Annotated in this window: 12 protein-coding genes and 1 tRNA gene; 11 read left to right on the top strand and 2 right to left on the bottom strand. The window is 59.8% G+C overall.

What is annotated here, in order from left to right; translation table 11 throughout:
* Positions 1-13: 13 nt before the first annotated feature.
* The 6 genes from hemC (at position 14) to QK300_RS00825 (ending at position 5,659) form a co-directional block, all read left to right on the top strand.
* Positions 14-1,018 (top strand): hydroxymethylbilane synthase, encoded by a 1,005-nt coding sequence (hemC, locus tag QK300_RS00800; RefSeq protein ID WP_281299873.1) that lies wholly within the window; start codon positions 14-16, stop codon positions 1,016-1,018.
* Positions 1,019-1,056: 38 nt separating this feature from the next.
* Positions 1,057-1,815, top strand: coding sequence for a uroporphyrinogen-III synthase (locus QK300_RS00805; protein ID WP_281300027.1), 759 nt, complete (start codon positions 1,057-1,059; stop codon positions 1,813-1,815).
* An 18-nt stretch (positions 1,816-1,833) separates the two neighbouring features.
* Entirely contained in the window at positions 1,834-3,093 is a 1,260-nt protein-coding gene (locus tag QK300_RS00810; RefSeq protein ID WP_281299872.1) for a hypothetical protein, read from the top strand.
* 7 nt (positions 3,094-3,100) lie between these two features.
* Positions 3,101-4,519 carry a heme biosynthesis HemY N-terminal domain-containing protein gene (locus tag QK300_RS00815; protein ID WP_281300026.1) on the top strand — a complete coding sequence of 473 codons (1,419 nt, stop codon included), beginning with the start codon at positions 3,101-3,103 and terminating at the stop codon, positions 4,517-4,519.
* Positions 4,520-4,600: 81 nt separating this feature from the next.
* Positions 4,601-4,676, top strand: a tRNA-Thr gene (locus QK300_RS00820).
* Positions 4,677-4,825: 149 nt separating this feature from the next.
* Entirely contained in the window at positions 4,826-5,659 is an 834-nt protein-coding gene (locus QK300_RS00825) for an ABC transporter substrate-binding protein (protein WP_281320800.1), read from the top strand.
* A 41-nt stretch (positions 5,660-5,700) separates the two neighbouring features.
* On the opposite strand, the gene QK300_RS00830 is transcribed toward QK300_RS00825, so the two are convergent.
* Positions 5,701-5,871, bottom strand: a complete 171-nt coding sequence (locus QK300_RS00830) for a succinate dehydrogenase assembly factor 4 (protein ID WP_281299870.1) — start codon at positions 5,869-5,871, stop codon at positions 5,701-5,703.
* Positions 5,872-6,017: 146 nt separating this feature from the next.
* On the opposite strand from QK300_RS00830, the gene htpX reads away from it, so the two are divergent.
* The 5 genes from htpX (at position 6,018) to purH (ending at position 12,950) form a co-directional block, all read left to right on the top strand.
* Entirely contained in the window at positions 6,018-7,022 is a 1,005-nt protein-coding gene (gene htpX, locus QK300_RS00835; RefSeq protein ID WP_281299869.1) for a zinc metalloprotease HtpX, read from the top strand.
* Between the two features lie 53 nt (positions 7,023-7,075).
* A complete protein-coding gene (locus tag QK300_RS00840) occupies positions 7,076-8,440 on the top strand; it encodes a transcription antitermination factor NusB (protein ID WP_281299868.1) in 1,365 nt (454 codons plus the stop codon).
* Positions 8,441-8,584: 144 nt separating this feature from the next.
* On the top strand, positions 8,585-9,250 hold the full coding sequence (rpe, locus tag QK300_RS00845) for a ribulose-phosphate 3-epimerase (protein ID WP_281299867.1): 666 nt from the start codon (positions 8,585-8,587) through the stop codon (positions 9,248-9,250).
* Between the two features lie 201 nt (positions 9,251-9,451).
* The gene (locus tag QK300_RS00850; protein WP_281299866.1) at positions 9,452-11,341 is read left to right on the top strand and encodes a heparinase II/III family protein; all 1,890 of its coding nucleotides are present in this window, start codon (positions 9,452-9,454) and stop codon (positions 11,339-11,341) included.
* 19 nt (positions 11,342-11,360) lie between these two features.
* Positions 11,361-12,950, top strand: a complete 1,590-nt coding sequence (gene purH / locus QK300_RS00855) for a bifunctional phosphoribosylaminoimidazolecarboxamide formyltransferase/IMP cyclohydrolase (protein WP_281299865.1) — start codon at positions 11,361-11,363, stop codon at positions 12,948-12,950.
* A 21-nt stretch (positions 12,951-12,971) separates the two neighbouring features.
* Here the strand turns inward: purH and QK300_RS00860 are convergent, their stop codons facing one another.
* The gene (locus tag QK300_RS00860) at positions 12,972-13,310 is read right to left on the bottom strand and encodes a DUF1491 family protein (RefSeq protein WP_281299864.1); all 339 of its coding nucleotides are present in this window, start codon (positions 13,308-13,310) and stop codon (positions 12,972-12,974) included.
* Positions 13,311-13,402: the final 92 nt, after the last annotated feature.

A 13,402-nucleotide genomic window follows, 5' to 3' on the forward strand; every position in this document is an offset into this window, starting at 1 on the left:
GACATGCGCCGGATTGACGGATGCTTTCGATACACGCTACACAGATTCTGTGCAACATGGCCTTAAAATTGGCACCCGCGGCAGCCCCCTCGCCCTTTGGCAGGCCCATGCCGTTCGCGATGCGCTTTTAGCCGCCCATCCCGCTTTGCAGCCGGATGCGGTGGAAATCGTCATTTTCAAAACCAAAGGCGATGCGATCCTTGATCGCCCCTTGGCGGAAATCGGTGGCAAGGGCCTGTTTACGCAGGAACTTGAAGAAGCCCTGCTCGATGGCCGGATCGATTGTGCCGTTCATTCCACCAAGGATATGCCCACCAGCCTGCCCGAAGGCCTGGCCATCACCGCCTTTTTAAAGCGCGAAGACCCCCGTGATGCTCTGATCAGCGCCCATGGTGGCGGGATCGATGCTCTGCCCCATGGGGCGATTGTGGGCACGGCGTCCTTGCGTCGGCAGGCCCAGCTTTTGGCTATCCGCCCTGATCTTAAGGTGATCAGCTTTCGCGGCAATGTGGGCACCCGGCTGAAAAAGCTGGCTGCCGGGGCAGCAGATGCCACCCTGCTCGCTTTTGCGGGGATGAAGCGTTTGGGCCTTGCGGATAAAGCCACGGCCGTGCTGCCGGTGGATCAGCTTTTGCCCGCCCCGGCGCAGGGGGCGGTGTGTGTGGAAAGCCGGGCGGATGATCAGCGGATGAAGGATCGTCTCGCCCCCCTTGCCGATGCCGATACCACTCAGGCCGTGTTGGCCGAGCGGGCCTTTCTCGCGGCTTTGGAGGGTAATTGCCGCACCCCGATTGCCGCTTATGCCCAGATCAGCGATGGCCAAATTCATCTGATCGGGCGGCTTTTGGGGCTGGATGGCCGCCAGTGTTTTGAAGACAGCATCAAAGGCCCGGCCAGCGATTCTGCGGCTTTGGGCTGGTCTTTGGGGAAAAGCGTGCGGGCCCGGGCGGGGGAGGATTTTCTCGCCCATATTGCCGATATCGGGCAAAATGATCAGCAAAAGGATAAAGCCGTCTGAAGATTCTGCTCACACGGCCAGTTTCGGATCAAGAGGCCCTGGCTGCCCATTTGCAGGCGATGGGCCATCAGGTGATCGCCGCGCCGGTGATGGAGGTGCATTGGCTGGCTGATGAGGATGATCGGCTTTGTGGTCGTCTGGCCGATCATCTGGCCGATGCCCAGGGCCTGATCTTTACCAGCGGGAATGGCGTGCGGGCCTTGCAGCGCTGTCAGGTCATCAGCCAGCAAACCATGGCCCTTCCGGTTTTCGCCACGGGCATGCGCACCGCTGATCTGGCCCGGGGGGCGGGATTTTCGCAGCTGCGGTCGGCTGATGGAGATGGTCAGGCTCTGGCCCATATGATCAGCCAGCAGTGCCAGCCTGCTGCCGGGGCGCTGGTGCATCCTTGTGGTGTGGTGCGGAAGGACGAACCGGCCCAAAGCCTTGCCGCCAATGGCTTTACCCTTCGTCAATTGCCGATCTATGATGCCCGGCCCGTGCCGGATCTGGGCGATACGGCGGTTCGGGCCTTTGCCAAGGGCGACATCGATCTCGTCTTATTGTATTCTGCCCGCAGTGCCCGGTTGTTTTTCGATCAGATGGCCGCGTCCGGTCTTGATCGAGCGCTTCTGGCCGGGGTGGATGTGGGCTGTTTGAGCGATGATGTGGCTCATGCCGCAGAATGGGCAGCAGATGGGGGTAAAGGATCATCGGGGGAATCGGTCTGGCGGCATCGGATTATCGCCCGGCAGCCGGATGAAGCGTCTTTGCTGCGGGCCCTGGCAGATTTTTACGACCAGCCATTTGGCGTTTAAGGAAAAACAGGCGGGCTTATGGTTGATCAAAAACATGATGGCGATGCCCCGGTGATCGATGGGGAGTTCAGCGAGGCCAAAGTGCATGATGCGGCGGATGCGCCCCGGGCGGGTGGTTCGGGCTTTCGCCGCCTGGTGAAAGCGCTGCCCTGGCTGATCGCGTTGCTTTTGGCTTGTTTCATCGGCGGCCTGTTTGCGGCCCCCTTTGTTGAGCGGCAGATGGCCGCTTGGGGCTTGATGGCTGATGTTCCGGCGGTGGAGAAGGGCCCGGCCCCAAATGCCATGGGGGCCAAAGATGTGGCGGATCGCCTTGCCGATCTGGAAATCACCCTGTCCGAGAAAACCACGCAATTAGAAAGCCTTGATCGCGCCATGCAGGCTGTGGCGCAGGAAAGCAGTGCGCTTTTGATGCGGCTTGCGGGATTGGAAGAGGATGTGGCCGGGTTAAGGGCGCTTTTGGCGCAATCCGAAAGTGGGGTGATGGGGGCCTCTACGGCGCAGCTCGATGCTTTAAATGATGGATTGGCGGCCCTGCGCCAGTCGGATCGCCTGATCGAGGGCCGTTTGGCCGCTTTGGCATCGCGCTTGACCAGCCTTGAAGCGGTGGATCGCGGGGCGGGGGTCGGCTCACTGGCTTTGGCGGCCGAAGTGCTGGAATTGGGCCGCCGGATCGAGGGGGGGCAGCCCTATCAATCGGCCCTTTATGGGGTCGAGGCGGCCCTTGCGGCGCGCCCGGCGGCGGCGCAGGCGGGGCTTTATGCGCCCTTGTCGGAATTAAAGGCTCATGCCGATGGCGGGCTTCCCACCTTGGTGGAACTGCAAAAGCGCTTTGCCCAAAGGGTGCCGGATCTGGTGCGGCGGGCGGTGCAGATTGAAGCCGGTCCGGGCAATCCGAGCCCCGCTGAACCGGATGCCAACACAGCGCAAAGCGGCTGGTTTTCGTGGCTGAAGCGGTCGCTGGCTTCGGTGATCGTGGTGCGGCCAAGCGATCCGGGCCGGGTGGATGCCGAAAAAGGCGGGCCGCTGGCGCTGATTTCCAGGGCTGAAGCGGCGATGGATGCGGGGGATGTGGCGATGGCCCACGAGCAGCTTTCGGCGCTGCCCGAAATTGTGCGGGCGGGGGCTGCTTCATGGCTTGAGGATGCCCGGGCTTTTGTGGCGGCGCGGGCGGCCTATGATCGGCTTTTAGCGGGTTTGCAGCCGGTTGATCCCCAAGCAGATTTCCGCGATCAGCCGGAGTTGCCCGTGGCGGCTGAAACACCGGATGAAGGATTATGAGCCGGTGATGATCAGGTTTATCGTTTATCTGCTGCTCATCACTTTGGCCGCTTTGGCCATGGCCTGGTTTGCCGATCATCCCGGCGAACTGGGCATCAACTGGCTGGGCTATCGCGCCGATAGCTCGATGGCGGTTTTGGCCTTTGCCATGATTTTGGTGTTTTTTCTGGGCATGGCGGTGCAGCGGCTTCTGGTTTTTCTGGCGCGGGATCTGCCTTTTTCAAAGGAAAAGCGGGCCCGGCGTCGGGCGGAAAAGGGCTATGGCCTGCTCAATCAGGCGATGGTGGCTTTGGGATCGGGGGATGGCAAATCCGCCCGTGCTTTAAGCGACAAGGCCGTGCGCCTCCTTCCCGAACAGCCCTTGACCCATATCATGGCGGCGGAAGCGGCCAAATTATCCGAAGATGGAGATCGGGTGCGCCAGCATTATCAGGCGTTGCTTGATGATGATCTGGCGGCATTTTTGGGTTTGCGCGGCCTGGTTTTGCAAGAACGGGCGGATGGCCATTCCGGCAAGGCGCGGGAACTGGCCCGCCGGGCCGTGGCTTTGCGGCCCAAAAGCCATTGGGCCTTGCGCACGCTGGTTGATTTTGCGGTGCAGGCCGCCGATTGGGACGAGGCTTTGGAGACTTTGGACAAGGCAAGCCGCGTCGGTGTTTATGATAAGGTCCAAAGCGCACAGCATCGCGCCGCCCTGCTTTATTGTCAGGCGGTGGATGCCAATCTGGCCAATGATCAGCCCCACGCCCTGCAATTGGCGCAGAAAGCAGCAGGCTTGCGGCCCGGGCTGCCCCCTGCGGTGGCTTTGGCGGCGCGGCTTCATCGTCAGGCCAATCAGAAAAAACAGGCCGAAAAGCATTTATTGGCGGGATGGGCAGCCCAGCCCCACCCCCTGCTTTTAAAGGAATGGCAGGCGCTTTTCCCCACTGAAACCGCTTTTGCGCGCTTGCAGCGAATCGAAAGATTGATCGCCAGCCTTCCCGATCATCTGGAAAGCCGTCTGGCCCTTGCAACGGCGGCGATGGGGGCCGATCGCCCGGATCGGGCGATGGCGGCGCTGGAGCCGGTTTTGGAAAGCGGCGATCCGCGCATTTCCCTGCTGCGGGCCAGCCTTGCGGTGCGCGCGGATGATGAGGAAAGCGGACATCTGTGGCGCGAAAAAGCGCAGCATGGGGCCCATCGCCCCTGCTGGCGCTGTGCCAATTGCGGCTTCACCCGGGATCGTTGGTTGCCTTTATGCCCGTCTTGTGCGGCTTTCGATCGCTTTGACTGGCATGTGGTGCGCGGTGATGGCATGGCCCTGCCATCGGCCTCGGCCTCGGCGATCAGAATACTGGATGGATCATCGGGGGCCGGGCAGGCTGTTGATCCTGATCGTGATCAGCGTGGCGAGAAGCCCGATGACGGGCCAAAGCGGGTGGATTGATCTTAGGGCTTGCGGGATCATCTTCTGGTCACTATGTTGCGCCGCGCGCTGCTTTTGAAGGGCGGTGCGGGTTTGTCATGGGCCGCAATAGCTCAGTTGGTAGAGCACATCATTCGTAATGATGGGGTCGGGGGTTCGAATCCCTCTTGCGGCACCAGTGACGGAAATATGGGCAGGATAGGCCAGAAAAACAAAGCGCCCCCGGCAGGCAATGAAATCCGGTGCGGCTGACCAGAGCCTCTTGTATTTATCATTTTTCAGATCAGATATGCGGATCAACCAAATCGGGGCTGATGATTAGTCATGATGGACGAGGCCAGATCTTATTTCGATGCGCGCGGGCAGGTTTTTGCACCCCATGAGGGAGCGGCGCGAATCGTGTCTTTGTCATCGGGCTTGACCGATCTTTTATTTGCCCTTGATTTGGGCGAAAAACTGGTTGGCTGCACCGGAGATTGCGCCAAAAGCATGGATGGTCTGGTGGCCATATCCAAGGTTGGTGAAATCGATGATCTTGATCTCAGGAAAATCGCCGATCTCAACCCCACCCATATTCTGGTGCATTTATCCGCAACCCCCCAGCCTGTGATTGATGCGTTGGCGGCCGCTGATTTGCCGCTTTTAGCGGTGGATGTGCAGATGGTGCAGGATAATCTCGATCTTTATACCCTGCTTGGCGGGGTCTTTCAGGTGCCCACGGCGGCGGATAGTCTGGCCCGCCGATTCGAGGCGGCGCAGGCGCGGGTGAAAATGGCCATGCGCGCAAAGTCCCTGCGCCGGGTGCTTTATCTGGATCAGGATAATCCCTATAAAACCGTTGCCAAACAAAGCTATGCCGGTTCCCTGATGGCCTTGGCGCGGTTTGAACTGGTGGGGGCCCCTGATCAGCTTCAATCCGCTGATGATGCCGTGATCATAGAACCGGAAAGCCTTATTTTAGGGGTGGATCGGGTTCTGTTCAATGGCTCGCCCGCGCGGTTCAAACGGGCGCAGATCAAGGCTTTTGCCGAGCGCTATGAGGTGCCCCGCGCCAAGCTGATCCGGCTTGATCATGATCTGGCCGATCAATTCGGCGCCCGGGCCATCGATGTGATGGATCAGCTCATCGCCCTGCGGGAAAAAGCCGATCGCGCGGATTGATCAGACTGTTTCCAACGTCCCACAAACCAAAAATTCCATATTCAGAAATCGCTGGCGATCCCATTTTTTTCCCAATCGCCAAAGCGCGTCGGCTCGGGGCCTTTGGGGCCGCCCTTTTCCGGTTGCAGCTTCTGGTTTTGCCCTCGCTTTTGATCGAGAGCAGGGGTCTCATCGCGGGTTTCGTTTGGGCTTTGGGTCTTTTGATCAGACATGGGGGCGCGGCTCCGGATCAGATGTCGATGGGTGGGATGATCGGCGGATATTGATCCCCGATCGCTCTCTCCCCACATAGGCATCGGGATCATCGGATACCAGTTTTTTCCTGATTCCGATCATTTGAGAAGGGGTTTGCAGCGCGATGAATATCTTTAGAACCGGCCTTTTGCTGGCAGCCATGACCGGGCTTTTTCTGGCCGTAGGCTTTTTGCTGGGCGGCACTGGCGGCATGATCATGGCGCTTTTACTGGCCATTGGTTTGAACGGCTTTGCTTATTGGAATTCCGATCAGCTGGTGCTGAAAATGCAGGGGGCCCGGCCGGTCAGCGCCCAGGAAGCCCCCCAACTTTATCGGATCGTTTCGCATCTGGCGCGGCGGGCCGATCTGCCGATGCCCAAAATCTATCTGGTGGATCAGGCTCAGCCCAATGCCTTTGCCACCGGGCGCGATCCCGATCATGCTGCTGTGGCCGCCACCACCGGGCTTTTGCGCCTGCTTGATGAAGATGAAATCGAAGGCGTGATGGCCCATGAACTGGCCCATATCAAGCATCGCGATACCCTGATCATGACCCTGACCGCAGTGGTGGCCGGGGCGATTTCGATGCTGGCCAATTTTGCCCTGTTTTTTGGTGGCAATCGCGATCAGCCTTTGGGCTTTGCGGGGGTGATTTTATTGATGATCTTTGCCCCCATGGCCGCCATGCTGGTGCAGATGGCGATCAGCCGCACCCGTGAATATGCTGCTGATCGGGGCGGCGCTGAAATATCGGGCAAGCCCTTGGCTTTGGCCAGTGCCTTGAACAAATTGCAGCAAGGGGCGCGGCAGATCCGCAATGGGGCCGCTGAATCCAATCCCGCTACGGCGCATCTGTTTATTATCAATCCTTTGTCGGGCGAAAAGATGGACAGCCTGTTTTCCACCCATCCGGCCGCCCATAATCGCATTGCCGCCCTTGAGGCGATGGCGGGGTCGGTGGGCTTGCCTCCATCTGCCGCGCAAAAGTCCCGGCCTCGCACGGCACCGGCATCTGCGGGTCCGGTCAAAACTTCGGTGCCCATCAGCCGCCCGGAACCGGCGCACAGGGAAAAACAGCCGCGCCGCATCCGGCGGTCCAGCGTGCCTTTATCGGGGCCACGCGATTGAGACTTGAAATCGACTCTGGCAATCGGTGCGGCTTTCCATCATAGTCCGCCGCCATGCAAGACAGCCTCGCTCCGCGCCGATTGGCGCTCGCCATCCTCGATCATGTATTGAACCGCCGTCAAACCCTTGATCTTGCGGTTGATGCGGCATTGAAAACATGGCCGATGGGTGGTCTTGATCGCGCATTTGCCCGGATGATTGCCACCCGCACCCTGCGTTATCTTGGTTTCATCGATCATCTTCTCGATGATTTTCTAACCGAAGGGGTGCCCGAAAAATGCCGCTATGCCGATCTGGTTTTGCGCGCCGGTCTGGCTCAGCTTTTGTTCATGGATGTGGCCGATCATGCGGCGGTGGATTGCAGCGTCGCTTTGATCGGCGGATCAAAACACCGGGCGGATCGCGGCATGAAGCCGGTGGTGAATGCGCTTTTGCGCAGGGCAGCGCGCGAACGCCCTGATATTCTGGCGCGGCTTGAAGCGGATCCCGCTCTTGTTCTGCCGCCCTGGCTTGCTTATCGCTGGCGGCAGGCTTATGGCGATGCAGCCCTTGCCGCCATGGCCCGTATTCTGGTGGCCGAACCCCCCCTTGATCTCAGCCTGCGCAATCCCGTCGATGGCCCGGCTTTATGCGCGGAATGGGTGGGTGCCGGTCATGCCGCCACCCCGATCGCGCTGATGGCTGATGAGGATGCAGGGTCTTTTTCCAGCATCAGATTGGCACAGAGCACCGATGTCACCGGCCTGCCGGGCTTTGATGCCGGGCGTTTCTGGGTGCAGGATGTGGCGGCATCCCTGCCCGCCCGGCTTTTGCCCCCCGGCCCGGCGATTGATTTATGTGCCGCGCCGGGTGGAAAAACCCTGCAATTGGCGGCGCGCGCGGCGGCAGGCGCCAAGCCCGCCGATCTTCTGGCGATTGATCGATCCGCCCGGCGGCTAGGCTTGTTGCGGCAAAATCTGGCGCGCACCGGCCTTGCGGCCGAGATTGCCGTGGCCGATGCCACAAGCTTTATCCCCGATCATCCGCCCGCAGCCGTGCTTTTGGATGCGCCCTGTTCCTCCACCGGCACTTTGCGCCGCCATCCCGATATCGGCTGGCTGAAGGGCCCGGCGGATATTCATAAGCTGGTGGATCTGCAAAAGCGCATTCTTGATCATGTGGCATCCATCCTCGCCCCCGATGGGGTGATCCTTTATTGCGTGTGTTCTTTGGAGCCCGAAGAAGGTGAGGATCAGGTGCGCGATTTTCTCACCCGCCATGGCGATTTTCGCAGGCTGCCGATCCGGGCGGAAGAGCTGCCCGGCCTTTCACAGGCAATCAATGATGCGGGGGATGTGCGCACCCGGCCCGATCATTGGGCGGCGCGTGGCGGCATGGATGGTTTTTTCATTGCCCGCCTGCAAAAGACAGGTCCATAGAGCGATTTCGAGCGGAGTGGAATCATGACGCGGCCAGGAAATCGCGATCAAACAAATATTTAGAGCATTTGATCCGATCCACTTTGATCGGAAAATGCTCTAGAAAGATTGAGCAAAGTTTAATAAACTGATAACGAGCAGACTATGAACACCGATATTCAGATTGCCCCGTCCATCCTGTCTGCCGATTTCGCCCGTTTGGGGGAAGAAGTGCGCGCCATCGATGAAGCCGGGGCCGATTATATCCATATCGATGTGATGGATGGCCATTTCGTGCCCAATATCACCATCGGCCCGGCCATCGTGAAAGCCTTGCGCCCCCATAGCCAGAAGCCGTTCGATGTGCATCTGATGATCTGCCCCGCCGATCCTTTTCTGGAAGCCTTTGCGCTGGCCGGGGCCGATATCATCACCATCCATCCCGAAGCCGGGCCGCATCTGCATCGCAGCCTGCAAAGCATCCGCGCTTTGGGCAAGCGGGCGGGGGTGTCCCTCAATCCCGCAACCCCGATATCGGCGATTGCCCATGTGATGGATCTGGTGGATCTGATTTTGGTGATGACGGTGAACCCCGGATTTGGCGGCCAATCCTTTCTCGATAGCCAGATTGACAAGATCGCCGAGATCCGGCGCATGATCGATGCCAGCGGGCGGGTCATCGATCTGGAAGTGGATGGCGGTATCACCCGGAGCACGGCCCCGCTGGCGCGGCAGGCCGGGGCCAATATTCTGGTGGCGGGCACTGCGAGTTTCGAGGGCGGGGCGGCGGCTTATCGTGATAATCTTGCCGCATTGCGGGCGCATCTCTGAGCCGGGATCGGAACACGCGATGAACGCGGACTGTGGGCTTTCATGATGGAAAAGGCGTTTGTGCATATGGCTGTCTCACCGTCTTCAAATCCCCCTCCACATCCCTCTTCCGGGCCGTCCGCAGCCAAGCCGGTGGCCGGGGCCGCGCCTCTATCTTCGCCTGCAAAAACTTCTGATAGAACGTTGGCCCCAGATAAAGAGATGCTGCGCGAACAGCGCCATCTGGTGCGGATGCCTTCGCCCGGATTGTTCGATGATCTGGGGGCGCGCCTGTGGCGGGCCGTGCGCCAGAAAGCCTATGCCAGCCGCTTTTATGATTGGCGGTTGCGGGGGCGGCACCCCTTGAAGCTGTTGGGGTGCCCCGTGGATCCCTTTCCCGGCGATGCCACAGCCGGTGCCGCTTTGCATGAAGGTGTTTTGATCGCCCATGGGGGTCGGCAGGGGGCCCGGCTGGGGATCGAGCAGCCGGATTTCTGGCGCCGGGCGGCGCGGAGTCCGGCTTTATCGCACAAGGCTTTGGGCTTTTCATGGCTGGCGGATCTGGCGATGATCAAGGATCAAAAGCGCGCCCGGGTGGTGGCCGAGCTTTTGATGCGCGGCTGGCTGGATGCTTTTGGCCGCTATCACTCGGAGGCCTGGTCTGCCCCTTTATTGGCCGAACGCCTGCGCCACTGGCTGATCCATGCCCCCCTCATTTTATCGAGCCATGATCTGGTCTATCGCAGCGCGGTGCTCAACAGCATGGCGCGTCAGGCACGGCATCTGATGCGGGTTTTGGGGGATAGCGCCGATGGCCTGCCCCGTGTTCATGCGGCCTCAGGCCTGATCTTGTGCGGGCTTTATCTGCCCCATGGCAAAGCGTGGCGGCTCAGGGGCGAGGCCGCGTTGCGCCGGGTGCTGGATCGGTTCGTGCTGGCCGATGGTGGCCCGATCAGCCGGATGCCTGAAGATCTTCTGGCGGTGATGAAGCTGCTGGTGATCTTGCGCCATGGCTATGATGATCGGCAGGAAGAAAGCCCGGCCTATCTGCAACAATGCCTTGATCGCATGGGGCCTTTTTTGCGCGCCCTGCGCCATGCCGATGGCCGCCTGACGCATATCAATGGGGCCGGGGGCGAGCCGCCCGAACTGATCGATCTGGTTTTGGCGCAATCGGCAGCCCATGGCCGGGCGCTGTCCAATGCCCCCTATACCGGCCTGATGCGCCTTAATGCGCGGCAAACGCTGGTGATTTTCGATGCCATGCCCGCCGCCCCCATGGCCATGAGCCATGGGGCCCATGCCGGGACGCTGTCTTTTGAACTGGCGGATGGCCCTGATCCTTTGGTGGTTAATATCGGTCCGGTGGCGCGCGCGCCTTTATCCCACAAATCGGCGGATCAAGGGGGCGATGAACGCACCGATCCCTATGCCGCCGATCTGGCGGCTTTGGTGCGCACCACCGCGGCTCATTCGACCTTGATTTTGATGGATAAAAATTCCACCCGCATCCGCAATGATCATCTGGGCGAAGGGGTGAGCCATATCGAATTGGAGCGGGTGGAACAGCCCGATGCCCTGAGCATCACCGCCCGCCATGATGGCTATCGCCGCCGCCTGAAGGTGGATCATCAGCGCCGCCTTAGCCTTAGCCGCCGGGGGGATCGGCTGGATGGAACGGATTTGTGCGTGGCCCATGGCCGCCTGCCCCGGGCGGGATTGCCCTTTCATATCCGCTTTCATCTGCATCCGGCTGTCAGCGCATCGATCACCCAAGGGGGGCGGGCGGTTTTATTGCGCTTATCCCATCGTCATGGCTGGTTGTTTCATCTCAATCCCGCTGATCTTGCTGCCGCTGATCTTGCTGCCGCTGATCTTGCTGTCGATGATCTCGATGCCGAACTGATTTTGGAAGAAAGCGTTTATATGGAGGCGGGCCGCCCGGTGCGCTGTCAGCAGATCGTCATCACCGGTCGTTTTGGTGGCCAAGGGGTGGCAAAGGGGGCTGCTGGCCGCCCGGTTCATTGGCGTTTCGAGCGATTGAGCGCGGCCCGTCCGCCCAGCGATAAAAGCCTCACCCCCCCTGATCCAACCCTTTCCAGCAGGCCATGATCCCATAAGGATTTCCATCATGAATGATATCATTCCCATTCGCCGGGCGCTTATTTCAGTCTCCGATAAATCCCGGCTGATCGAATTAGGGCAGGCACTGGCGGCGCGGGGCGTGGTGATTTTATCGACCGGGGGATCGGCGAAAAATCTCCGTGATGCCGGCATCGCTGTCACCGAAGTGGCCGATTATACCGGCTTTCCCGAAATGCTCGATGGCCGGGTAAAAACCCTGCATCCACGCGTGCATGGCGGGCTTTTGGGCGTGCGTGATGATGCCACCCATCGCGCCGCCATGGATGCCCATGGCATCGAGCCCATCGATCTGCTGGTGATCAATCTCTATCCCTTTGAAGCGACGGTGGAGAAGGGCGCATCCTTTGAAGTGTGCATCGAAAATATCGATATCGGCGGCCCGGCGATGATCCGTTCGGCGGCGAAAAACCATCAGGCCGTGACCGTGGTCACGGATGTGGCTGATTATGATGATCTTCTCGATGAACTGGCCGATCAGGAAGGCGGCACCACCCTTGCGCTCAGGCGGCGTTTGGCAGCGGCGGCTTTTGCCCGCACGGCGGCCTATGATGCGGCCATTGCCACATGGTTTGCCCAGCAAACGGATCAGCTTTTTCCCCAACGTCAAACCCTTTCGGCCAGCCTGTCTGGCGTTTTGCGCTATGGTGAAAATCCCCATCAGAAAGCCGCCCTTTATCGCAACCCTGCCGATCCCCGGCCCGGCATTGCCACCGCCCGGCAGCTTCAGGGCAAGGAATTGAGCTATAATAATCTTAATGATACCGATGCCGCCTTTCTGCTGGTGAGCGAATTGAGCCGTGCCGAACCGGCGGTGGCGATCATCAAACATGCCAATCCTTGTGGGGTGGCCATGGGCCGCACGACGCATGAAGCCTATCTGAAAGCCCTGAGCTGTGATCCGGTCAGCGCTTTTGGCGGCATCGTGGCGCTTAATCATCGTCTTGATGCGGAAACGGCGAGCGAAATTGTCAAGGTCTTTACCGAAGTGGTGATCGCCCCGGCTATCAGCGATGAAGCCCGTGAAATTCTGGCCAGCAAGAAGAATGTGCGGCTTTTGCTCAGCGAAGGTCTGATCGATCCCAAACAGCCGATGATGACATGGCGGCAGATTTCGGGCGGCTTTTTATTGCAGGATCATGATCGCGGGATGATCACTGCAAAGGATCTGAAGGTCGTGACAAAGCGGGCGCCGACCGATGCGGAAATCGATGATCTGCTTTTTGCCTTCACGGTGGCAAAGCACGTGAAATCCAATGCCATCGTCTATGCCCGCAATGGGATGACGGTGGGGATTGGCGCGGGCCAGATGAACCGCCGGGATTCCAGCCGGATCGCGGCCATCCGCGCCGCCGAAGCCGCCGAAGCGGCAGGGGATCAGGAAACATGGGCGGCGGGATCGGTGGTGGCATCCGATGCCTTTTTCCCTTTTGCCGATGGCCTTTTGGCCGCAGCGGATGCGGGGGCAACAGCGGTGATCCAGCCCGGCGGCTCGATGCGCGATGATGAGGTGATCAAGGCCGCCGATGAAGCGGGCCTTGCCATGGTTTTGACCGGGATGCGCCATTTCCGTCATTGAAGGCAGAAACCGCCGGAAACCCTAAAGGATCGGATCATCCAGTTGATGGCGATCTTTTGGGTCTTCGATTTCCAGAACCCACAGATCGCTATCGCGCTGCAGGCGTTTTTCGATCATGCCTTCGATCAGCGCATCATCTGCGGGCAGGGGGCCGCTCGATTTCATCCAGGCCCGGCCCCCATCCATGGCGATGATCGGCTCCAAAAGCATCGAGCCGCGCTCCAGCCCATTGATTTTCAATAAAACCGTACCTGCATCCTGATCCCCGCGATGGCGCAAAAAGGCATCCAGCCCCGCCACCTGACAGCGGCGGATATGGGCTTTCACCCAAAGCTCGGCTTTCAATCGCGGCTGCAGCATCTTTTCAAATCCGGTGATCTTGGGCGCTCTTTGGCGCGTAATGCTTCATAATAAGCAAAGCCTCATCGGCTCGAAAGATAATTCAAGGGTGA

It is taken from the genome of Iodidimonas sp. MBR-22 (assembly GCF_029946565.1).
Classification (GTDB): Bacteria; Pseudomonadota; Alphaproteobacteria; order Sphingomonadales; family Rhodothalassiaceae; genus Iodidimonas; species Iodidimonas nitroreducens.